The organism is Microbacterium sp. HD4P20 (assembly GCF_019449275.2).
Lineage (GTDB): Bacteria > Actinomycetota > Actinomycetes > Actinomycetales > Microbacteriaceae > Microbacterium.
Genome location: NZ_JAHZQZ020000018.1, coordinates 205377 through 226290 on the forward strand (window position 1 = coordinate 205377; position 20914 = coordinate 226290).

At 69.8% G+C, this 20914-nt stretch carries 20 protein-coding genes; 12 read left to right on the forward strand and 8 right to left on the reverse strand.

What is annotated here, in order from left to right; genetic code table 11:
* Positions 1-3 precede the first annotated feature (3 nt).
* The gene (locus tag K0817_RS14310; RefSeq protein ID WP_219982200.1) at positions 4-375 is read right to left on the reverse strand and encodes a VOC family protein; all 372 of its coding nucleotides are present in this window, start codon (positions 373-375) and stop codon (positions 4-6) included.
* A 193-nt stretch (positions 376-568) separates the two neighbouring features.
* On the opposite strand from K0817_RS14310, the gene K0817_RS14315 reads away from it, so the two are divergent.
* A complete protein-coding gene (locus K0817_RS14315) occupies positions 569-3130 on the forward strand; it encodes an ATP-dependent Clp protease ATP-binding subunit (RefSeq protein WP_219982201.1) in 2562 nt (853 codons plus the stop codon).
* A gap of 61 nt (positions 3131-3191) precedes the next feature.
* On the opposite strand, the gene K0817_RS14320 is transcribed toward K0817_RS14315, so the two are convergent.
* Positions 3192-3911, reverse strand: a complete 720-nt coding sequence (locus K0817_RS14320; protein WP_219982202.1) for a DUF72 domain-containing protein — start codon at positions 3909-3911, stop codon at positions 3192-3194.
* A 158-nt stretch (positions 3912-4069) separates the two neighbouring features.
* Between K0817_RS14320 and K0817_RS14325 the strand changes: the two genes are divergently transcribed.
* The 8 genes from K0817_RS14325 to K0817_RS14360 all read left to right on the forward strand — a co-directional run bounded on the left by K0817_RS14325 (position 4070) and on the right by K0817_RS14360 (position 11675).
* Positions 4070-4867: a DUF1684 domain-containing protein gene (locus tag K0817_RS14325; RefSeq protein ID WP_253735402.1), complete on the forward strand. Its 798-nt coding sequence runs from the start codon at positions 4070-4072 to the stop codon at positions 4865-4867.
* A 66-nt stretch (positions 4868-4933) separates the two neighbouring features.
* Positions 4934-6457, forward strand: coding sequence for an ABC transporter substrate-binding protein (locus tag K0817_RS14330; RefSeq protein ID WP_219982203.1), 1524 nt, complete (start codon positions 4934-4936; stop codon positions 6455-6457).
* The gene (locus tag K0817_RS14335) at positions 6454-7461 is read left to right on the forward strand and encodes an ABC transporter permease (protein WP_219982360.1); all 1008 of its coding nucleotides are present in this window, start codon (positions 6454-6456) and stop codon (positions 7459-7461) included. Before K0817_RS14330 ends, K0817_RS14335 begins: the two co-directional genes overlap by 4 nt.
* Positions 7458-8339 carry an ABC transporter permease gene (locus K0817_RS14340; RefSeq protein WP_219982204.1) on the forward strand — a complete coding sequence of 294 codons (882 nt, stop codon included), beginning with the start codon at positions 7458-7460 and terminating at the stop codon, positions 8337-8339. Before K0817_RS14335 ends, K0817_RS14340 begins: the two co-directional genes overlap by 4 nt.
* Positions 8336-9163: an ABC transporter ATP-binding protein gene (locus tag K0817_RS14345; RefSeq protein WP_219982205.1), complete on the forward strand. Its 828-nt coding sequence runs from the start codon at positions 8336-8338 to the stop codon at positions 9161-9163. Before K0817_RS14340 ends, K0817_RS14345 begins: the two co-directional genes overlap by 4 nt.
* A complete protein-coding gene (locus K0817_RS14350; protein WP_219982206.1) occupies positions 9163-9966 on the forward strand; it encodes an ABC transporter ATP-binding protein in 804 nt (267 codons plus the stop codon). Before K0817_RS14345 ends, K0817_RS14350 begins: the two co-directional genes overlap by 1 nt.
* A 45-nt stretch (positions 9967-10011) precedes the next feature.
* Entirely contained in the window at positions 10012-10890 is an 879-nt protein-coding gene (locus tag K0817_RS14355) for an LLM class flavin-dependent oxidoreductase (protein WP_219982207.1), read from the forward strand.
* Positions 10887-11675 carry an LLM class flavin-dependent oxidoreductase gene (locus K0817_RS14360; RefSeq protein WP_219982208.1) on the forward strand — a complete coding sequence of 263 codons (789 nt, stop codon included), beginning with the start codon at positions 10887-10889 and terminating at the stop codon, positions 11673-11675. Before K0817_RS14355 ends, K0817_RS14360 begins: the two co-directional genes overlap by 4 nt.
* A gap of 5 nt (positions 11676-11680) precedes the next feature.
* Here the strand turns inward: K0817_RS14360 and K0817_RS14365 are convergent, their stop codons facing one another.
* The 3 genes from K0817_RS14365 to arfB all read right to left on the reverse strand — a co-directional run bounded on the left by K0817_RS14365 (position 11681) and on the right by arfB (position 14298).
* Entirely contained in the window at positions 11681-12937 is a 1257-nt protein-coding gene (locus tag K0817_RS14365) for an endonuclease/exonuclease/phosphatase family protein (RefSeq protein ID WP_219982209.1), read from the reverse strand.
* Positions 12938-13411: 474 nt separating this feature from the next.
* Positions 13412-13792: a hypothetical protein gene (locus K0817_RS14370; protein ID WP_219982211.1), complete on the reverse strand. Its 381-nt coding sequence runs from the start codon at positions 13790-13792 to the stop codon at positions 13412-13414.
* A gap of 68 nt (positions 13793-13860) precedes the next feature.
* Entirely contained in the window at positions 13861-14298 is a 438-nt protein-coding gene (gene arfB, locus K0817_RS14375; protein WP_219982212.1) for an alternative ribosome rescue aminoacyl-tRNA hydrolase ArfB, read from the reverse strand.
* 91 nt (positions 14299-14389) lie between these two features.
* Between arfB and K0817_RS14380 the strand changes: the two genes are divergently transcribed.
* A complete protein-coding gene (locus K0817_RS14380; RefSeq protein WP_219982213.1) occupies positions 14390-15397 on the forward strand; it encodes an epimerase in 1008 nt (335 codons plus the stop codon).
* 167 nt (positions 15398-15564) lie between these two features.
* Here K0817_RS14380 and K0817_RS14385 read toward each other — a convergent pair whose 3' ends face one another.
* Positions 15565-16155, reverse strand: coding sequence for a DUF305 domain-containing protein (locus tag K0817_RS14385; RefSeq protein ID WP_253735404.1), 591 nt, complete (start codon positions 16153-16155; stop codon positions 15565-15567).
* A 288-nt stretch (positions 16156-16443) separates the two neighbouring features.
* Here K0817_RS14385 and K0817_RS14390 point away from each other — a divergent pair, with 288 nt between their 5' ends.
* Both K0817_RS14390 and K0817_RS14395 read left to right on the forward strand, forming a co-directional pair.
* Positions 16444-18024 carry an ATP-dependent DNA ligase gene (locus K0817_RS14390; RefSeq protein ID WP_219982215.1) on the forward strand — a complete coding sequence of 527 codons (1581 nt, stop codon included), beginning with the start codon at positions 16444-16446 and terminating at the stop codon, positions 18022-18024.
* Positions 18021-18722, forward strand: a complete 702-nt coding sequence (locus K0817_RS14395; RefSeq protein ID WP_219982216.1) for an NAD-dependent deacylase — start codon at positions 18021-18023, stop codon at positions 18720-18722. Before K0817_RS14390 ends, K0817_RS14395 begins: the two co-directional genes overlap by 4 nt.
* Before the next feature lie 56 nt (positions 18723-18778).
* On the opposite strand, the gene K0817_RS14400 is transcribed toward K0817_RS14395, so the two are convergent.
* Both K0817_RS14400 and K0817_RS14405 read right to left on the reverse strand, forming a co-directional pair.
* Positions 18779-20050, reverse strand: a complete 1272-nt coding sequence (locus K0817_RS14400; protein WP_219982217.1) for a sugar ABC transporter permease — start codon at positions 20048-20050, stop codon at positions 18779-18781.
* The gene (locus K0817_RS14405; RefSeq protein ID WP_219982218.1) at positions 20047-20874 is read right to left on the reverse strand and encodes an ATP-binding cassette domain-containing protein; all 828 of its coding nucleotides are present in this window, start codon (positions 20872-20874) and stop codon (positions 20047-20049) included. The genes K0817_RS14400 and K0817_RS14405 overlap by 4 nt, the downstream gene beginning before the upstream one ends.
* Positions 20875-20914: the final 40 nt, after the last annotated feature.

A 20914-nucleotide genomic window follows, 5' to 3' on the forward strand; every position in this document is an offset into this window, starting at 1 on the left:
GCCTCAGTCGCGCGGCGGCAGCTGCTGAAGGGTCCAGGTGTTGCCGTCCGGGTCGTCGAAGGTGACGAAGCGGCCCCAGGCCTGCTCGTCGACGCCCGTCGCCTCCACGCCGAGCCCGCGCAGGTGCGCGAGCGCCTCGTCGGCGTCGGGCACGACGACCTGGATGGTGTTCTGCTGTCCCGGCGCGAGGCCGTCGCCGAGGTTGGTGCCGAACGCGATCGAGCAGGCCGATCCGGGCGGCGTCATCTGCACGAACCGCAGGCCTTCGTACGGGGTCTGATCGTGGTCGGCGTGGAATCCGATGCGCTCGTAGAACTCCTTCGAGCGATCGACGTCGCTCACCGGCACGAAGATGAGCTCGATCTTCCAGTCCATGACAACAGCCTCCTGTTCGCGGGCCCCGCGGCCCCTCGGGGCTCACGCTACGCCGGACCACCGACGTCCGCTGTCCGCGAACGAGGTCGGGAATGAGGTCGGGAATAGCGAGGACTCGACTCCGTTGAACTTGATACGGCTGTGCTCAAGTTCATAAACTTGACAGTCCTCCACTCAAGTTCAGGAGAATCGAATGCCCGAAGACTTCACCCCCTCGAACGGCGCCGACGACAGCTCGCGCTCGTTCGACGAGTTCCTCGCGCGCTACCTCGCGGGCGAGCGTGCCCGCGCCGAGCGATCGATCGATCTGAGTCGCTTCCTCGGTGCGCGCACCCAGGAGCTGCTGCAGCGCGCCGGCAGGTTCGCGCTCGAGCGCGGTCAGCGCGAGCTCGACGCCCTGCACGTGCTGCGCGTGCTGGCTTCCGAGTCGCCCGCCGCCGACGCCATCGAGCGTGTCGGCGCCGACCCCCGCGCCATCGTCCGCGCGACGGAGGAGCGACTGCCCACCGCCTCGGCGGCGGCGGACGTGGACGGCGCCGTCGTCACCCCGTCCGTCCAGCGGGCCCTGTTCCACGCGTTCCAGGTCGCACGCTCGTCCGGATCGACCTACGTCGACCCCGAGCACCTCTTCTTCGCCCTCGTGCTGGCACAGGACACCCCGGCGGGTCAGGTGCTGGCGGGCGCCGGCGTGACGGCCGAGGCACTCACGCAGGGCGTGCGCGAGACCGTCGCCCCGAGCGGTGACACCCCGGCGGGTGCGGGGACGGATGCCGCGGCATCCGGAACTCCGATGCTCGACACGTACGGCGCCGACCTCACCGCGCGTGCCGTGGCGGGCGAACTGGATCCGGTGATCGGCCGTGCCGACGAGATCGAGCAGACCATCGAGATCCTCAGCCGCCGCACCAAGAACAACCCGGTGCTGGTCGGAGAGGCGGGCGTGGGCAAGACCGCGATCGTCGAGGGCCTGGCCCAGGCGATCGTGGACGGCATCGTGCCCGAGCAGCTGCTCGGCAAGCGCGTCGTCGCGCTGGATCTGGCCGCCATGCTGGCCGGCACCCGCTACCGCGGCGACTTCGAGGAGCGCCTCACCAAGACGATGGATGAGATCGCCGAGCACAAGGGCGAGCTCATCGTCTTCATCGACGAGGTGCACACGGTGGTCGGCGCGGGCGGCGCGGGCGACGGCGGCATGGACGCCGGCAACATCCTCAAGCCCCGCCTCGCGCGCGGCGAGCTGCACCTGGTCGGCGCGACGACGCTCAAGGAGTACCGCACCGTCGAGAAGGACCCGGCGCTCGAGCGCCGCTTCCAGCCGGTCAAGGTCGGTGAGCCTTCGGTCGAGGACGCTGTGCGCATCCTGCACGGACTGAAGCCCGCGTACGAGGAGCACCACGGCATCGTCTACACCGACGAGGCCCTGCGAGCTGCCGTCGAGCTGAGCGACCGGTACCTCACCGAGCGTGTGCTGCCCGACAAGGCGATCGACCTCATCGACCAGGCGGGCGCACGACTGCGGCTGCGGCTGGGCGCACAGGTCGACGTGTCAGCACTCGTGGAGCAGTTGGCCACCCTGGAGGCCGACAAGAACGCCGCCGTCTCGGCCGAGCACTACGAAGAGGCCTCCCGGATCCGCGACGAGATCGCGGACGTGCAGGACCGCCTCGAGCAGGCCACCAGCGCCGGCGCCGCGGTGCGCCCTGACGCCATTGTCGACGAGCCCGAGATCGCAGCCGTCATCAGCCGGGCCACCGGCATCCCGGTCAATCGCCTGACTGAGACCGAGCGCGAGCGGCTCGCGCAGCTGGAGGACGAACTGCACGCGCGGGTCGTCGGCCAGGAGGACGCGGTGACCGCCGTCGCCAAGGCCGTGCGCCGTAACCGCACCGGCATGGGCGACGCACACCGTCCCGTGGGCTCGTTCCTGTTCCTCGGTCCGACGGGCGTCGGCAAGACCGAGCTCGCAAAGGCGCTCGCCGCGTCGCTGTTCGACGACGAGGGCGCGGTGATCCGTTTCGACATGAGCGAGTTCGGCGAGCGGCACACGGTGTCGCGCCTGGTCGGCGCTCCTCCCGGATACGTCGGCTACGACGAGGCCGGCCAGCTCACCGAGCGCGTGCGACGCAACCCGTACTCGATCGTGCTGTTCGACGAGATCGAGAAGGCGCACCCCGACGTGTTCAACCTGCTGCTGCAGGTGCTCGACGACGGGCGTCTCACCGACGGCCAAGGACGCACGGTCGACTTCCGCAACACCGTCGTCGTGATGACCTCGAACCTCGGTTCCGAGTTCCTCGCCTCGCGCAGCGGCGCGATCGGCTTCATCGCCGACGGGGGTGGTTCGACCGGCTTCGGCTCCGAGAAGGACCTGCGCGACCGCGTGTTCGGCAAGCTGCGCGAAGCCATGCGACCCGAGTTCCTCAACCGCATCGACGAGATCGTGCTGTTCCGCAAGCTCGAGAAGGCTCAGTTGCGCGAGATCGTGCGGCTGCTGCTGGGCGCGAGTGAAGGCCGCCTGGCGCGCCGCGAGGTCGCGTTCGAGGTGACCGACGCCGCGGTCGATTGGCTGGCCGAGCACGGCTACGAGCCCGAATACGGTGCCCGGCCGCTGCGCCGCCTGATCCAGCGCGAGGTCGACGATCGCATCGCCGAGCTGCTCGTGTCGGGCGAGCTGGCGGACGGCGGGTCGGTGACGGTGGATGCCGCGGGCGACGAGCTCGTCGTGCGCGCCGGCGCCTACGCGGCCGCCGCGTAGCAACGATCTGTGCCGAGAGGCGCCGTGCCGTGGGGTGCGGCGCCTCTCGCCATGTCGCGGCTCAGGGCTGCAGCATCCGTTTCAAGGTCCGCGCGTTGAAGACCGCGTGCCCTTCGCCGTCGTTGTTGAAGTACGCGTACACGTCGTGGCCCGAGGCCTCCCACTCGCGAATGCGCTGGGTCCACCACGCGAGGTCGTCGTCGGAGTACGAGCCGCCGTAGAGATGCTCGGGGTCCGGTCCGTGCAGGCGCACGTACACCAGGCGCGTCGTCGCGCGCAGGATGCAGGGCAGCTTCGCACCGCTCATGACGCAGTACGCGGCTCCGCGGCGTTCCAGAAGCTCGAACACGGCTTCGTCGTTCCATGACGGATGCCGGAACTCCACGACGGGGCGCGTCCAGGAGGGAAGCGCCGTAAGGAAGTGGTCCAGCCTCGCGTCGTCGCGTTGCATGGTCGGAGGCAGCTGCACGATGAGCGGCCCACGGCGTCCGCGCACGGCGTGAAGCCCGGCGGTCACGCGCTCGATCCACTGCTCGGGCTCGCGAAGACGGCGGGCATGCGTGAGGCCCCGGGGCGCCTTCACCGTCATCTCGAACCCGTCCGGAAGTCGATCGCGCCACGACGCGAAGCGCGCCTCGCCGGGCCAGCGATAGAAGCTGCCGTTCAGCTCGACGGTGTCGAACTCGGCGACGTATTGCGCCAGCCAACTGCTCTGCGGCCCGTGATAGACCACGCCGCGCCAGTGGGGATACACCCAGCCAGAGGTCCCGATGCGTGCCATGCCTCCAGCCTGCGGCGCCACCGGCCAGACGGGCCATGGGGTTGCCGCCGCCACGACTGGCGGCTACGGATTCGCACTATGCCCGACACCTTCGTTCATAGTGAAACACTGTGAAACGGAATTTTCGGATGCCGCTCGCGATTTGATCTCCTGTGATGGTGAGTTCTACAGCTCTGCTCGAGCACGAAGACTGGATCGCGGCGCGGCGCCGCAAGGTGACGGCGCCCGACGGCGCGCTGTCGCTGGTGCTGACGCACTGGTCGCCCGCCGGCCAGCCGCCGGTGGACGAGAGAGAGGCGCGCGCAGGGCATCCCGACGACGCGCTTTTCACCCGGCTCCAGCGCGCGGACCTCGACAGCTCCGATCACAACAGCGCCGATCAGAACAGCGCCGGTCAGAACAGCGCTGGTCAGAACAGCGGTCTGACGCAGGAGGGCTACCGCATCTGGCGGCAGGACTCGCCGGCGCAGCAGGCGTTCGAAGAGATCGAGTACTACGACTACGACCCGGAGTGGGTGCTGCCCGGCCGCTTCGAACTGGTCGATGAAGAGCGCGTCGTGCCGTTCGAGCACATCAAGGATGCCGGGGCCACGCGCGGGCTGCCCGTCTCGGGTGACCTCGTTTTCGAGGTCGAGGGCACCGAGTATCGCCTCAACGCGTTCGACACCGTCTACGGCGGCCACGCCAAGCTGCAGCTCGTGTTCGGCGACCGCACGAACGGTGCGGAGAGCTACGGCGCGGGACGGTTCCTGTTCTTGGATCACCCGGCGTCTGACCGGGCGCTCGCTCCGGGCGACAGCATCCCGATCACGATCGATTTCAACCGCGCCACCGTGCCGCCCTGCGGGTTCTCGAATCAGATGAACTGCCCGCTGCCGCCGCTGCAGAACCGGCTGCCTTTTCCCATCCGGGCCGGTGAGAAGCGCGTGCGCTTCGCCGACGGCTTCACGCTCTAACTCGCCGCGTCCACGGGGCGCGCACACAGATCTGCACCTGCTTACCCGAACAGCAAAGGAACCGACGTGTCCTCACGTATCCGACGTCTGGGAGCCGCGGCCGCGGCTCTCACCGCCGCCGCCCTCGTCCTCGCGGGCTGCGCCTCCGGCGCACCGTCCTCGGGCGGCGCCACCGGCGAGGCCGACCCGAACGCCGAGATCGTCGTCGGCTCGCAGAACGAGCCCACGAACCTCGACCAGATCTTCGGCGGCAGCTCGGGCGTGACCGAGGTGTTCACCGGCAACGTCTACGAGGGTCTGTTCCGGATCACCGACGACGCCACTGTCGAGCCGCTCCTCGCGGCCGAGACCGAGGTGTCGGAGGACGGCCTGGTCTACACGTTCACCCTTCAGGAGGACGCGACCTTCCACTCCGGCGACCCGGTCGACGCTGAAGCGGTCAAGTACAGCCTCGAGCGGTTCGTGAGCGAGGAGTCGATCGCGGCGCGCAAGCGGCAGCTGAGCGTCATCGACCACGTGGACGTCGTGGACGACAAGACCGTCGCCGTCACCCTCACGCAGCCCTCGATCAGCTTCACGTACAACCTCGGCTACGTGTGGATCGTGAATCCGGCAGCGGGCGACCTGACGGCGACCGAGGACGGCAGCGGTCCCTACCAGCTCGCCGATTACCGCAAGGGCGACTCGATCACCCTCGAGCTGAACGACGAGTACTGGGGCGAGGCTCCGGCCAACGGCGGCGTCGTCTACCAGTACTACGCCGACCCGACCGCGCTGAACAACGCGCTGCTGACCGGCGCGGTCGACCTGGTGACGAGCCAGTCCAACCCCGACAGCCTCGCCGAGTTCGAGGCCGCCGGCTTCGAGATCATCGAGGGCACGTCCACCACGAAGGAGCTCCTCGCGTTCAACGACCGCGTGGCGCCGTTCGACAGCGTCGAGGTTCGCAAGGCGATCTACTCCGCGATCGACCGCGAGAAGCTGCTCGACGCGATCTGGGACGGCCGCGGCCAGCTCATCGGCTCGATGGTGCCGCCGTCGGAGCCGTGGTTCATCGACCTCGCCGACAACAACCCGTACGACGTCGAACTCGCCGAGGAGCTGCTGGCCGACGCCGGCTACGCCGACGGCTTCACCTTCTCGCTGGACACGCCAGACTCCGGCGTGCACTCGACCGTCGCCGAGTTCGTCAAGTCAGAGCTCGCGAAGGTCGGCATCACTGTCGAGATCAACGTGATCACCGATGACGAGTGGTACCAGAAGGTCTACACCGACAAGGACTTCCAGGCGACGCTCCAGGGCCACGTCAACGACCGCGACATCAATTTCTACGGCAACCCCGACTTCTACTGGGGCTACGACAACGCCGACGTGCAGACGTGGCTCGCCGACTCCGAGAAGGCGGCGTCGACGGACGAGCAGACCGAGCTGGTGAAGAAGGCCAACCAGCAGATCTCGGACGACGCGGCCAGCGTGTGGCTGTACCTCAACCCGCAGCTGCGGATCGCCGCCGAGGGCGTCAGTGGTGTTCCGCAGAACGGCCTGAACTCGCTGTTCTACGTGTACGGCATCGAGAAGGCGGCATCATAGGCCGCTATCTCCTCCGACGGACAGGATTGCTGCTGCTGGCCTTCGTGCTGGCGGCGACAATCCTGTTCGTCGTGCTGCGCGTGCTCGGAAACCCGGTCTTCGCGCTGATCTCGGTGGGGGCGACGGATGCCGACATCGCAGCCGCCGCGGCTCGCCTGGGTGTGGACCGCCCGATCTGGGAGCAGTACGTCGACTATCTGCGCCAACTGGTCACGCTCGACCTGGGCCAATCGTTCACGAACCGCCTCTCGGTCGGCGACGAGATCGTCCGGCGCCTGAACGTCACGCTGCCGTTGACGCTGTTCTCATTCCTGCTCGCCGTGCTCATCGCGGTCCCCGTCGGCTTCTTCGCCGCCTGGAAGTCGCGCACCTGGTACGGCGCGACGTTCTCGGCGCTGTCGCAGCTCGGGGGAGCGGTGCCGGTGTTCTGGGTCGGCATCCTGCTCGTCGCGGTGCTATCGCTCGGCTGGCGAGTGTTCCCTGCCGGCGGCTTCCCGCGCACCGACTGGGAGGACCCCGGCGCTGCGCTCTACGCCCTCGTGCTGCCGGTCATGACCATCGCGCTCGTGGCCGGAAGCGATCTGGCCCGCTACGTCCGCAGCGCGACCCTCGACATCCTCGGTCAGCAGTACATGCGGGCGGCCCGCGCGACGGGGCAGAGCTTCGGCACGGCGCTGTGGCGGCACGGCGTGCGCAACGCCGTCGTGCCGGTCATCTCGATCCTGGCGATCATGCTCTCGACGACGTTCGTCGGGGCGGTGGTGATCGAGCGGGTGTTCGCACTGCCGGGCCTCGGCGACATGCTGCTCGTGGGCATCAAGGAGCAGGACTTTCCCAGCGTGCAGGGCGTGCTGCTGTTCTCGACGGCGCTGGTGCTGCTGCTGGGCTTCGCCGCCGACGTCATCCAGCGCCTGATCGATCCGCGGTTGCGCGGCTCGCTGTCGGGCAACCGGCGGGCGGCGCCGGCGCGAGAGGACGCAGCGGCGGTGGAGGTGACCGCATGACGGTGACGATCCCGACGGTCCCCGCCGACGCCACGGCGCCGGCCGCGTCCGGGCGGCGCCCCCGCGCGCGCCGCTCGATCAACCTCGCCGCGGGCGGTGTGCTGTTCGGCGCCATCGCCGTCGTCGCGCTGGTGTCGCTGCTTTGGACGCCGTACGGTCTGGAAGACACCACGGGCGAGCGCCTCATGCCGCCCTCGGCCGAGCACTGGGCGGGCACCGACCGGCTGGGCCGCGACCTCTTCTCGCAGCTCATGGTGGGAGCCCGCCTCGCTCTCATCGTCGGCGTCGGCTCGGTGCTCATCGCGGCGGTCATCGGCGTGAGCCTGGGGCTTGTCGCCGCTGTCGCCGGCCGATGGCTCGACGACGCCATCTCGAGCCTGCTCGACATCGCGATCGCGTTCCCGACGCTGCTGCTGGCGATGCTCATCGTCGCGTGGCGCGGCGCCTCGATGGAGTCCGCGATCCTCGCCATCGGTCTCGCCGGCGCCGCGGTGATCGCCCGGCTCACCAGGATCACCTCGACACGCGTGCTGGCGCAGGACTTCATCACCGCCTCGCGCACCTCGGGAACCGGGATGCTGCGGCTCATCGGAATCCACGTGCTGCCCAACGTGTGGCCCACCCTCATCGTGCCCCTCGCACTGCAGTTCGGCGGCGCGGTCGTGGCCGAGGCATCCCTGTCGTACCTCGGCCTCGGTTCGCCGCCGCCGAACGCGTCGTGGGGACGGATGCTGCAGGAAGCCCAGAGCACGGTGCTGGTCTCGCCGACCGCGGCCATTCTCCCGGGCATCCTTCTGGTGGCCACGATCATCGGCACGAATCTGATCGCAGACGGCCTGCGGGACGTGGCCGACCCGGCCTCGAGGAGCATCCGATGAGCGCGCTGCTGACCCTGGACGGGCTGGGTGTGCGGGTCGAGGGTGCCGAGCCCCGAGACCTGGTGCACGAGGTCTCGTTCACGCTGGACGCGGGCGAGCGCCTGGGCATCATCGGCGAGTCGGGGTCGGGCAAGTCGGTGACCGCGCTCGCCATCCTCGGACTGCTCGCGCACCCGCTGCGGGCCCGGGGGCGGGCTGTGCTCGATGCCCCCGGCGGCGACGTCGATGTGATCGCGGCGTCGCAGCGCCGTCTCGACCGCATGCGAGGGTCGGCCGTCGGCGCCGTCTTCCAAGAGCCACTGGCCTCGCTCGATCCCCTGATGCGGATCGGCAAGCAGCTCGCCTGGCCGTTCGCGCACCACCGCGGCCTGCGCGGCGACGCCCTGCGACGCGCGGTGCTCGACGCTCTGGCCGACGTGCAGCTGCCCCACCCCGAGCGCGTCGCCCGCGCGTACATCCACGAGATCTCGGGCGGTCAGCGGCAGCGCGTCGCGATCGCCCTGGCGCTCGCTGCCGGTCCGCGGCTGCTCATCGCCGATGAGCCCACGACGGCACTCGATGTCACTGTGCAGGCCGGAGTGCTCGCACTGCTGCAGCGCGAGGTCGAAGAACGCGGGATGTCGCTGATCTTCATCAGCCACGACCTGCCGGTGGTCGCCGGCATCACCGACCGGGTTCTGGTGATGCGCGACGGCCGACAGGTCGAGCTCGCCGACACCACGACGCTGCTGACCGCGCCGGCCACGGACTACTCCCGCACCCTCGTGTCGGCCTCTCGAGAACTCGAGGCGTTCCTCCCCGAGCACGGCGAGGGGGCGCGATGATGACGGATGCCGCAACCACGACGCCGCAGCAGAAGACGGGGCCTCTGCTGGCAGCAGACCGAGTCAGCTTCCGCTACCACCACGACGCCCCCGTGCTGCACGAGATCGACCTGAGCGTCGCCGCGGGGGAGAGCGTCGGGCTCGTCGGGGAATCGGGTGCCGGCAAGACCACGCTGCTGCGCATCCTGCTCGGCCTCGCCGCCCCGACGGGAGGCCGCGTCCTGTTCGGCGGTGCGCCTCTCGACCGCCGCGACCGGGCCGGGATGCGGCTGTTTCGCCGTGCGGTGCAGCCGGTCTACCAGGACCCGTTCTCGTCGCTCGATCCCCGCATGCGCGTGGGTGATTCGATCGCAGAGCCGATCCGCTCGCTCGGGCTGGACCTGGACCGCGCAGCGAGCGCCGCCCGCGTCGCCGAGCTGCTGCGAGCGGTCGATCTGCCTGTCGACGCGGCATCCCGCTACCCCGACGCGTTTTCGGGGGGCCAGCGGCAGCGCATCGCGATCGCGCGGGCGCTCGCACCCGGCCCGCGGCTGCTGCTGGCAGACGAGCCGGTGAGCGCCCTGGACACCTCGGTGCGCATGACGGTGATCGAGCTCTTCCAGCGACTGGCGCGCGAGCGAGGCATCGCCATGGTGCTGGTGTCGCACGATCTGACGATCGTGTCGGCGCTGTGCGCCCGGGTCGCGGTGCTGCAGAGCGGCCGCGTGGTCGAAACAGGCGCGACCCGTCGCGTGCTGTCGCATCCGGAGCATCCGTACACGGCTCAACTGCTGAACGCGGTGCCTCGGCTGCCGGTGGCCTGAGCGCTCGGGCTCGCGCGTGTCGGCCGCCGCTGACAGAGTGGTCGCATGACCCGCATCGGTGCGATCTTCAACCCCTACACGCACTCGCCGGACGAGTTCCGCGACGCCGTCCTCGCCGCCGAAGCGGCCGGAGTGCCGGAGCTGTGGATCTGGGAGGACTGCTTCCGGCAGTCCGCCTTCGCGACCGTCGGGGCGGCGCTGGCCTGGACGGAACGGCTCAAGATCGGGATCGGCATCGCGCCGATGCCGCTGCGCAACGTCGCGGCGACCGCCATGGAGATCGCCACGATCGAGCGGCTCTTCCCGGGCCGTCTGCTTCCAGGCGTCGGGCACGGCGTGCTCCCGTGGATGGCGCAGGTGGGCGCACGGGTCGCCTCCCCGCTGACGCTCATGCGGGAGTATGTGCCGGCGCTCCGCGCGCTGCTGGCCGGACAGCAGGTCGACGTCGCCGGGCGCTACGTGACGCTTGACGCCGTGCGACTGGACTACCCGCCCGAGGCGGCGCCGCGCGTGTACGCCGCCGCCGAAGGCCCCAAGACCCTGCAACTGAGCGGAGAGGTCGCAGACGGCACGGTGCTCGACAGCGGTCACACGCCGGGCGAGGTTGCGACCGCCGTCGCGGCGATCCGCGAGGCGCGGGCGTCCGCGGGGCGGGAGGGGGCGGCCGAGATCGTTGCGTACGTGGTGGCGGCGTTCGGACCGGATGCTGAAGCCCGCGCCCGTGCGGACGTCGGTGACAAGCCCGACCCGCTCGATCGCGCGTTGTGGGGCGACCCGGCCCAGGTCGCAGAGGGTTCGCGTGCCTTCTTCGAGGCCGGAGTGGACGAGGTCATCCTGCTGCCCTCTTCACGGGTCGAGCTGGCAGAGTTCTACGCCGCGGCCGGCGAGGTCGGGCGTCTGGTGGACGCGATGGCCACGCGATGACCGGCCGCCTGTCGATCGGCATCGCGGCGGCCGCGGGCCCCGAGCTGGCGGCGCGTCTCGCATCCGCGGTCGAACGGGCAGGGCTTCACACCCTCTGGGTCAACGACACACCCGGACACGACTCGCTCGAGGTACTGGCTGCCGCCGCACGCGTCACCGAGCGGCTGACGCTGGCGACGGGCGTCATCCCGATCGACCGGCGCGCGCCCGCCGAGGTCCTCGCGCGTGTGGAGCAGCTTGCGCTGCCCGTCGATCGGCTCGTGCTCGGCATCGGTTCCGGCGCCGGGGCGGCGGGGGCACTGAGTCGCGTGTCGGATGCCGTGAAAGCGCTGGGCGGGTCACGCCGAGGCGACCGGCCGCGGGTCGTGGTGGGCGCGCTCGGTCCGCGCATGCGGCGGCTCGGGGCCGAGGCATCCGATGGACTTCTGCTGAGCTGGCTCACGCCTGACCTGGCGCGCGCTCAGGCCGACGAGGCGCACGCGCTTTCACCGGCCGTGCACGTGGCGCTCTACGTGCGTGCGGCGTCCGATCCCGCGGCCGCCGAGCGCCTCTGGATCGAGGCCGAGCGCTATGCGGGCTACCCCTCGTACGCTGCCAACTTCACCCGACTCGGAATCATGGCACGTGACACCGTGATCGGTCCGGAGCGCTTCGGCGACGGCATCCGTCGCTATCGCGACACCGCCGACGAGGTCGTGCTGCGCGCGATCGTGGCGGACGAGACGCCCGAGGACTACGAACGGTTCGTCGAGGCCGTGGCGGATTCGATCGCCGCCGCGGCCTGACGATCTCAGCGGCCGGCGCGGCGCAGCTCCACGTCGACCCACACCAGCCGGTGGTCGCTACTCGGGAACGGGTAGGTCCCGGTGAGCGCCGACAGCGGGTCGGACGAGACGGGCCAGAACACGCCGGCACCGGCGACCCGCAGCTTGCGCGAGGGCAGCACGTAGTCCGCGCGAAGGTTGCCCGGCGCCGTGTCGGCGAAGTCGGCGGTGTCGAACGCCGGATCGCCACGGTGCATGGCGTTCGCGCCGCCCTGCAGCGCGGCGGCTTCGACGGCGCCCTCCGACGCAGGCATCGGGTCGACGATGCGCTTGTTGCGCAGCAGCTGATCGATCGCGGCATCCACCGAGTCCCCGTCGAGCGGGTCGGCGTTCTGGTCGCCGGCGATGACGAAGGCCTGCGACGGGTTCAGACCGCCCCGCACGCCGGCGTCGTCGTAGATGTAGCGGTTCTGGCCTGGCGTGACGTAGTCGGCCCAGAACCGGATCTCGTCGTGGTTGCGCCGGCCGTTTCGGTCCTCGGGTCCGTCGAAGGTCGGCGGAGTCGGGTGGGAGGCCAGGAGGTGCACGGTCTGGCGACCGACCTGCACCGGGATGTCCCAGTGGGACTTGCTCGACAGGCGCATCACCGCGAGCTCCTCGGGCGAGTACCAGTCGGCCGGTGCAGCCGTCGCCGGGTCGTCGGGCAGCAGCGCGCCTGGCATGTCCTTCCACAGGAAGTGCTGGAAGGTGCGCACATCGTCGGTCACGATCGGATGCTTCGACAGCACGACCATGCCGTACTGGCCCTCGAACACGCCGAAGCCGAACGCGTCGTCGCCGCCGCCGACCGCGCCGTCGTTGTTCAGGTCGAATCCGCTCGGGATGCCGGTGTTCGAGGGAGCGACGAACGCGTAGGGGTAGTCGATGGCGGGTGCGCCGTTCTGACCGACCTCGAGGTAGTTCGCGCGGAACAGATCGACCGCGACCCCGCCCTCGACGTAGTCGAACTCGTTGAGCAGCACGACGTCGGGGTCGGCCCGCTGAATGATCTCGGCCACCGTGCGCGCCTGCGCGTTCGTGCCGGTGGAGAGGTCGGCGACGAGCTGTCCGGGCGCATTGCGGTTCAGCGACAGGTTGAACGTCGCGACGCGCAGCGGGTCGCCGTGGGCCGAACCGGGGGAGTCGCCGTGCGGGTGCGCGGCCAGGGCGGGTGTGGCGGCGCCGGTGGCGGCCAGCGCCAGGGCGCCGGCCACGGCGAGCATGCTGCGGAAGCGGGGGGCCATCGAGTCTCCTTCGGGACGACATCGGCAAGGGACGGGTCAACGCTAGGGCCGCCAGGTGACGCGCGGAAGAACACCGTCCAACGGGATGCTCCGCCGTCGCGTGGCTTCGCCGGAGAGGTCACCCGTCGTCTGGGGACGCGCGCGCGATCACCGGGAGCCATCTCTCGTCAGAGCGAGCCTCGGTTGTCTCAGTGACGCTCACAGCGTCCCATCCGGAGTCGCGGACAACCGCGGCGAGGTCGTCTTCCTGCCAGGACGTGAAGAATCGGGGTGCATCCAGCTTGTGCGCTGACCAGCCGGCACCCGTACCTCTCTTGAAGGACGCGACCAGAGCATCGACAAGCGGTGACCGATCCGTGGAGGTGCGTTCGACATATTTGTCCGCGTGTTCGTCGTAGGCCCGCAGCGTCGCGATGACCGAAGGGTCGGCGCGCGCTGGGATCATCCACGCTCGTCGACCTCCGTCACCGATCTTCAGCGATTCAGCTCGTCGACCTCGGCGATCGTGGCCAAGCGCTCGAGCAGGAGGTCGCCCGCAGAGGCCATCGTGCCGATCGCCCACGTCGTGATGAGCGCGGCGATGAGCGCGAATGCCAGGATCGCGGGCAACGCGTATCGCCGCCGGACGGTGAGAACGACGGCGGCGATGGCACTGAGGATCGCGATCGTCTGCCCGGCCACGGTCGCGAAGGCCATCCGGAGGGCGCTGTCCACGGTGAGAGCGCCATAGCTGTTCAGAGCGGCGCTCAGCGCGAACGGGATCACGAGCACGCCGACGATCAGCACGGTCCCGCGGCTGATCCGGCGCCGCCGTTCGGCCTTCGGAGCCTGGTCGACGGCAGAGGGTGCGGTCATGAGGTCACCCTACTCATTGGGGCGCATGGCAGGCCAGTTAGAGCGGCGCGCGCTCGCGTGTGAAGCGGTCAGTCGGTGGGGCGGCGGCGCAGCTGCTTGACATCGGTACGCCGCTTCTTCGCCGTCAGCCGTCGCTCCTTCGCGCCCCGGCTCGGGGTCGTGGGTCGCCGCGAGGGCGAAGGCGGCCGAATCGCCTCGGCCACGACGGCCGCTAGGCGAGCGCGTGCGGCATCCCGGTTCCGCAGCTGCGCACGGTGTTCGGACGCCGCGATCGTCAGAACTCCGTCGACCAGGCGACCGGCCAGACGCTCGAGCAGTCGCTCACGCTGGACCGACGACAGCACGGCCGAGCGGGCGGCATCCCACACCAGTTCCGCTCGGGAATCCGCGGTGTTGACGCCCTGCCCGCCCGGGCCGGACGACCGCGAGAACCGCCACGAAAGCTCGGCCTCGGGGATCGTGAGCCCCGAGCTGACCCGAAGACCGGAGCGGTGGGGAGCGGGCATGCCTCCATCATCCTCCCTGAGATCGGCGCACGCGCGGGCCGGCGGAGCCACCTGGCGCGAGGGCTCACCCGATGGTGCCAGACTGAGACCGATGGATCCCCGTTCCGAACAGCCCGCGCCGAGAGGTGTCGCCGTTGTCGCCGGGGCATCCGGCTTCGTCGGGTCGGCGCTCGTCGGTGCGCTCGCCGATGACGGCTACGAGGTGCGCACGATCGGTCGATCCGGCGCCGACGCGACGTGGGACGACGGCCGCGGCATCCGCTCACTCGTGGACGGAGCCGCGATCCTGGTGAACCTGGCCGGCAAGTCCGTCAACTGCCGCTACAGCGACGCGAACCGAGACGAGATCCTGCGCTCCCGAGTGGAGACCACGCGACTGTTGCGGCAGGCGGTGACGGATGCCGCAGCCCCGCCTCCGCTGTGGCTCAACGCCAGCACGGCCACCATCTACCGGTACGCGATGGACCGCCCGCAGACCGAGGGCGACGGCGAGCTCGGCACCGGGTTCTCGGTCGACGTTGCGCGCACGTGGGAGAAGGAGTTCTTCGCAGACGACCTTCCCGCCACGCGCCGGGTGGCCCTCCGCATGGCGATCGTGCTCGGCGACGGACCGGCCACAGCGACGCTGGTGCGGCTGGCCCGCACCGGCCTGGGCGGGCCGCAGTACGACGGCTGGTGGTTCCCGCACCGCCGCTATCGGGGGATCGGACCGCATCCGACCGGCGACGGGCGTGCGCCGTCGCACCGATCGCGCGGGCGGCAGCGCTTCAGCTGGATCCACATCGACGACGTCGTCGGGGCCGTGCGATTCGTCCGCGACCACACCGCCATTTCCGGGCCGGTCAACCTCGCCGCGCCCGCGGCAAGCGACAACCGTACCTTCATGGCGACACTGCGGCGTATTGTGGGCGCGCGGATCGGGCTTCCGGCCTGGCGGTTCATGCTCGAGCCGGCGATGTGGGCGCTGCGCACCGAGCCCGAGCTCGTGCTCAAGAGTCGGTGGGTCGCGCCCGGCGTGCTGACCGCGGCGGGCTACACGTTCGCCTTCTCTGAGCTCGAGAGCGCGCTGCGCGACGTCGTCGCACGGCCGCGCGGGTGACGCCGCCCGCGAGATCAGCCCCGGTCCTGCGGCCTCAACGCCTCAGGTGGCACGACACGCGGCATCCTGCTGCGTGATTCCGCGTGTTGCGCCACCCGAACGAACCGGGGTTCACCCAGACACGCTCGATCGACCAGAGCCGTTCAGAGCTCTGGCCGACCTTCGGGTCAGTCGGCGGGGCACTCCCGTACCGCGGCTCTGCTGAAATCGGGAACGGGTCGATTCTCTGCAGCTGCGCGGGTGCGCGCGAGGCCGTTCTGTTCGATGTCAGCGATCAGCCATTCCATCTCGAGGATCTCTCGTCGCTGGGCCTCGCTGATCTTCACGGCCAGTTCGCACACGCGGATGTCACTGAGCTGTGCGCGCTCGGACCGGGTGATCGCCAGCGAGTGGTGCGGAATCATGCCGCTCATGAATGCCGTGTCGTCGACGAGGATCTGGCTGCGGTCCAAGGCGATGCCCCCTGCGATCAGCAACGTGCTGGCCGCGATGATCGCGATGTTGGCCTTCGTGTTCTTGTACATGTTGAGCATCCACGCGAGCATGACCAGCCCCATGGTGCCTCCCATGGTGAGGGCCATGAACACGCGGCTTGCGCTGAAGCGGACATGGCTCCACTCCCACGAACCCGCGAACATGACCCAGTACATGACCACCATTCCGGTCAGGATCATCGCCCCGAACCGGACGTACATCGCGGCGGAGTGCTTCTGCTCGGTCTCGGCTTCATCGTGGTTGCTCGGGGGGTTCGAGGACATCATTCGTCTCTTCTCCTTTCAGCGGCAGGTGGTGTCGTTCCGCGCGAATCGCTGGGTGTCTGGGCCATCTCACGCGTGTCGCTACGGTCACATCGGTGGCGGCCAGCGTCAAGGCCCTGGACGGGCGCGCTGGGGAGGGAGCACCGAGTCGAGGTATCGAGCCCGCCGGGCGTGCTTCGGGTGGCGCGACACGCGGGGTCCGTTGGGCGATTCGGCGTGTTGCGCCACCCGAACCGCCCCACCGCACCCCCTCCGACGGGTGTCGGCAGCGGGTGCGAGAATGCGGGAATGCTGCTGCATGAGCTCGTGACCGCGACGGATGCCGTCGCCGCGACGTCGTCGAGGCTGGCCAAGGTCGCCGCGCTCGCGGCCGCGCTGCGCGATCTCGAACCCGACGAGATCGCGCCGGCGATCGGCCTGCTCACGGCCCGGCCGCGGCAGGGCCGCATCGGCGTCGGCTGGCGGAGCCTGAGTAACCTCGACATCGAGCATGCATCCGAGCCGTCGCTCGCCGTGCTCGACGTCGACGCGGCGCTCACGCGGCTCGCGGTGGCCGACGGTCCGGGTTCGGTCGCCGTCCGGCGCAGCGCGCTCGACGATCTTGCGACGCGATCGACGGCGGGGGAGTGGGACTTCCTCGCCCGCGTGATCCTCGGAGAGCTGCGCACCGGTGCGCTGGAGGGCATACTGCTGGATGCCATCGCGAAGGCCTCGGAACGGGAGGCGCCCGTCGTGCGTCGAGCCGCCATGCTGTCGGGCGATCTCGGCGAGACCGCGCGCATCGCACTCACCGGGACTGCCGACGATCTCACCGCCGTCGGGCTGGAGGTCGGCCGCGCCGTGCTGCCGATGCTGGCGTCGACGGCGGCTTCGACAACGGAGGCGCTCGCGACGCTCGGGGGAGCGGCATCCGTCGAATACAAGCTCGACGGCGCGCGCATCCAGGTGCACCGCGACGGTGCCACGGTGCGGGTGTTCACGCGAAGCCTCGCCGACATCACGCACCGGGTGCCCGAGATCGTCGATGCGGTCCGCGAGCTGCCGGCGCAGCGCGTGATCCTCGATGGCGAGACCCTGTCGCTCGACGAGGACGGCGGGCCGAGGCCGTTCCAAGACACCATGGCGCGGTTCGGCTCGTTGATGGCCGAGGGGCACAGCAACGGTGCGGCGGCCGTGCTGCGGCCGTGGTTCTTCGACATCCTCCACCTCGACGGGCGCGACCTCATCGACGAACCGCTCGCGACTCGCCTCGACGTGCTCGAGCAGGTGGCGGGCGCATCGCGAATGCCGGGCATCGTCACCGACGACGCCGCACGGGCCGAGCAATTCTCGCGCGAAGCGCTCGCCGCAGGTCACGAGGGCGTCATGGTGAAGGGCATCGAATCCGCCTACGCCGCAGGACGCCGCGGCAAGAGCTGGATCAAGGTCAAGCCGGTGCTCACCTTCGATCTTGTGGTCCTGGCCGTGGAGTGGGGATCGGGGCGGCGGACAGGACAGCTGTCGAACCTGCACCTCGGCGCGCGCGACCCCGACGGTGCCTTCGGCGAACCGGGCGGCTTCGTGATGGTCGGCAAGACGTTCAAGGGACTGACCGACGAGACTCTGCGGTGGCAGACGGCGCACTTCCCGACGATCGAGACCCATCGCTCGGCGTATGCGGTGCACGTGCGGCCCGAGACGGTCGTCGAGATCGCGATCGACGGCGTACAGCGTTCGACCCGTTACCCTGGCGGCGTCGCGCTGCGGTTCGCCCGCGTGAAGGGCTATCGGCCCGACAAGACCCCCGAAGGGGCCGATACCATCCAGTCGCTGCGCGCGCTGCTGAGCCGGACGCCGCCGTCGGCGGACGTGGAGGGCGCCACCGGATGACGCGGATGGTCGTGCTCACGGGCGCCGGCATCTCGGCGGAGAGCGGGGTGCCCACCTTTCGCGGCGCGGACGGGCTGTGGGAGGGTCACCGTGTCGAGGACGTCGCCACGCCCGAGGCGTTCGAGACGGACCCCGACACCGTTCTCGCCTTCTATGACGCGCGGCGCCGGGCGCTGCCGCTGGTAGAGCCCAATTCCGCTCATCGGGCTCTCGCGCGCCTTGAAGGAGCGATCGGCGACGACCTGCTCGTTGTGACCCAGAACGTCGACGATCTGCACGAGCGAGCCGGTACCGGCAACCTGGTGCACATGCACGGCGAGCTGTTGCGCGCGCTGTGCCTGGCGTGCGGTGCGCGTCCGGTGTGGCACGACGACCTGATCGATCGGCCGCCGTGCCCGGCATGCGGGGAGCGGATGCTGCGCCCCGACGTGGTCTGGTTCGGCGAGATGCCGTATGAGCTCGACCGCATCGAGCAGGCGATCGTCGTGTGCGACATGTTCGTGTCGATCGGCACCTCCGGCTCGGTGTATCCCGCGGCAGGCTACGCGGCGCTGGCGGCGGCGTTCGGTGCCCGGACCGTGGAGCTCAACCTCGAGCCCAGCGACGCGGTCGTGCCCTTCGACGAGGTGCGCGTCGGCCCGGCGAGCCGGCACGTTCCGGAATGGGTGGAAGAGCGCATCGCGATCCACCGGCCCTGACACGCGCGAGCGCCGGACGGTTTGCCCGCCCGGCGCTCGCATCGCAGTCCGACGCGCTACGTCCTGCCGCCGCCGGAACGCAGTCGCGAGAGCGCGTCGACGGTCGCGGCGAGGATCAGCACCCCGCCGGTGACGAGCAGGTTGATGCCTGCCGGCAGGTTGAGCAGGGCCAGACCGTTCGTGATGACGGCGATCACCAGGGCGCCGATGGCAGCGTGGATGAGCCGGCCTCGCCCGCCGAACAGGCTCACTCCGCCCACGACGGCCGCGGCGACGCCCGAGAGCACGATGTCACGGCCGACCGTCGCGTCGACCGATCCGACACGGGCGACGCTGAGCAGCGCCGAGAAGACCGCGAGGCTCGAGCAGATGACGAACGCCCACCACTTGATCCACCGCACCTTGATGCCCGATCGCCGCGCGGCCTCGGCATTTCCGCCGATCGCGTACACGTAGCGCCCGAACTTCGTGCGGTCGAGCACGAACGAACCGATCCACAGGATCGCCAGGACGACGGGCACCACGATCGGCACACCCGCGACCTCGACGACGGACTGCCCGCGGTTCTGGTTGAGGACGTAGACAACGGCGCCGCCGATGACGGCGATGGCCGCCAGCTTGATCCACACCAGCGACAGCGTGCGGTTGGGAACCCCGGCGCGCGCCCGGCGAGCGCGGTCCCAGAACGCGGTCCCCGCCGAGATCGCGAGCATGATCACGAGCATGAGCCACCCACCCCAGACCGGCAGGTTGCCGTTCTGGATCGCGATGAGCTCAGGCACCTCGAGACGGTACAGACCGCCAGGGCCGATGATGACCAGCGCCAGGCCCTGGAATCCGAGGAAGAGACCGAGTGTCACCACGAACGATGGAATCCCGATCCTGGCGACGAAGAAACCTATCAAGGCGCCGGTGAGGAATCCGAAACCGAAGCCGAGCAGCAGCGCGAGCGGCCAGGGAATGCCGAACTGAGCGTTCAGCACCACGAACAGCGCCATGCCCACGCCGCCGGTCACGCCGGCCGACAGGTCGATCTCCCCCAGCAGCAGCACGAACACCAGCGCCATGCCGAGCACGACGAGCGTGGCCGCCTGGTTCAGCAGGTTGGCGAAGTTGCGCTCGGTCAGGAAGAAGGGGCTCATGAGCGAGAACAGGATGCCGAGGACGACGAGCCCGCCGACGGCGGGGAGCGCCCCCATCTCGCCGCCGCGCACGCGCTGCCACCAGGCCTTCACCTGATCCAGCAGGCCACCTTCGACGCCGCTGCCGATGAGGTCGCTGGCGACGGGGTCGGGTGCGGCTTGGGTCCGCGTCGCGTTGCTGCTCATTCGGCGCCTCCTTCGGTGCGAATGGTCTCGGTGCCGACGATCTCGACGCCGCCCAGGGTCTTGGTACCGGTGATGTAACCCACGACGTCGTCGCGAGTCGTCTGGCTGGTGGGGATCTGGGCGACCATCTGGCCGAGGTAGAGCACGGCGATGTCGTCGGCCACCTCGAAGACGTCGGCGAGGTTATGGCTGATCAGGATCACCGCGACGCCTTGCTCCGACAGCCGCTTGACCATGTTGAGCACCTGCTCGGTCTGCGCGACGCCGAGGGCGGCGGTGGGCTCGTCGAGGATGACCACTCGCGCCTTCTTGAGCACCGCGCGAGCGATCGCGACGGTCTGGCGCTGCCCGCCCGACAGGCTCGACACCTTCTGGCGGACCGACTTGACGGTGCGCACCGAGAGCGAGCGCAGCGTGTCGGACGCGTCCTTCTCCATCCGGCCCTCATCGAACGTGCCGTGCGAGAGCTCCTCGCGCCCGAGGAACATGTTCTGGACGATGTCGAGGTTGTCGCACAGGGCGAGGTCCTGGTAGACGACCTCGATGCCCAGGTGCGCCGCGTCGCGGGGGGCGTGCAGATCGCGGTGTACACCGTCGATGAGCACCTCTCCCTCGTCGTAGGGCTGCACGCCCGCGAGACCCTTGATGAGAGTGGACTTTCCGGCGCCGTTGTCGCCGACCAGCGCGGTGACCTTGCCCGGATGCACTTTCAGGTCGACGCCCTTGAGGACGCTCACTGGGCCGAAGGACTTCTTGATGCCGACCAGCTGGATGATCGGCTCCGTGTCTATGGCGGAGGAGGTGGTGGTGATCGTGTCTGACATGCTCGCTTCCCTGCGATCTTGTTCGGGGGGCGGTCCGGCT

What these genes read in the sequence shown, in the direction of transcription:
- K0817_RS14405 (WP_219982218.1), bottom strand. Translation starts at nt 20,874, where the DNA reads ATGTCAGACACGATCACCACCACCTCCTCCGCCATAGACACGGAGCCG.
- K0817_RS14340 (WP_219982204.1), top strand. Translation starts at nt 7,458, where the DNA reads ATGACGGTGACGATCCCGACGGTCCCCGCCGACGCCACGGCGCCGGCC.
- arfB (WP_219982212.1), bottom strand. Translation starts at nt 14,298, where the DNA reads ATGCCCGCTCCCCACCGCTCCGGTCTTCGGGTCAGCTCGGGGCTCACG.
- K0817_RS14370 (WP_219982211.1), bottom strand. Translation starts at nt 13,792, where the DNA reads ATGACCGCACCCTCTGCCGTCGACCAGGCTCCGAAGGCCGAACGGCGG.
- K0817_RS14310 (WP_219982200.1), bottom strand. Translation starts at nt 375, where the DNA reads ATGGACTGGAAGATCGAGCTCATCTTCGTGCCGGTGAGCGACGTCGAT.
- K0817_RS14395 (WP_219982216.1), top strand. Translation starts at nt 18,021, where the DNA reads ATGACGCGGATGGTCGTGCTCACGGGCGCCGGCATCTCGGCGGAGAGC.
- K0817_RS14315 (WP_219982201.1), top strand. Translation starts at nt 569, where the DNA reads ATGCCCGAAGACTTCACCCCCTCGAACGGCGCCGACGACAGCTCGCGC.
- K0817_RS14345 (WP_219982205.1), top strand. Translation starts at nt 8,336, where the DNA reads ATGAGCGCGCTGCTGACCCTGGACGGGCTGGGTGTGCGGGTCGAGGGT.
- K0817_RS14400 (WP_219982217.1), bottom strand. Translation starts at nt 20,050, where the DNA reads ATGAGCAGCAACGCGACGCGGACCCAAGCCGCACCCGACCCCGTCGCC.
- K0817_RS14360 (WP_219982208.1), top strand. Translation starts at nt 10,887, where the DNA reads ATGACCGGCCGCCTGTCGATCGGCATCGCGGCGGCCGCGGGCCCCGAG.
- K0817_RS14380 (WP_219982213.1), top strand. Translation starts at nt 14,390, where the DNA reads ATGGATCCCCGTTCCGAACAGCCCGCGCCGAGAGGTGTCGCCGTTGTC.
- K0817_RS14355 (WP_219982207.1), top strand. Translation starts at nt 10,012, where the DNA reads ATGACCCGCATCGGTGCGATCTTCAACCCCTACACGCACTCGCCGGAC.
- K0817_RS14350 (WP_219982206.1), top strand. Translation starts at nt 9,163, where the DNA reads ATGACGGATGCCGCAACCACGACGCCGCAGCAGAAGACGGGGCCTCTG.
- K0817_RS14390 (WP_219982215.1), top strand. Translation starts at nt 16,444, where the DNA reads ATGCTGCTGCATGAGCTCGTGACCGCGACGGATGCCGTCGCCGCGACG.
- K0817_RS14320 (WP_219982202.1), bottom strand. Translation starts at nt 3,911, where the DNA reads ATGGCACGCATCGGGACCTCTGGCTGGGTGTATCCCCACTGGCGCGGC.
- K0817_RS14385 (WP_253735404.1), bottom strand. Translation starts at nt 16,155, where the DNA reads ATGTCCTCGAACCCCCCGAGCAACCACGATGAAGCCGAGACCGAGCAG.
- K0817_RS14365 (WP_219982209.1), bottom strand. Translation starts at nt 12,937, where the DNA reads ATGGCCCCCCGCTTCCGCAGCATGCTCGCCGTGGCCGGCGCCCTGGCG.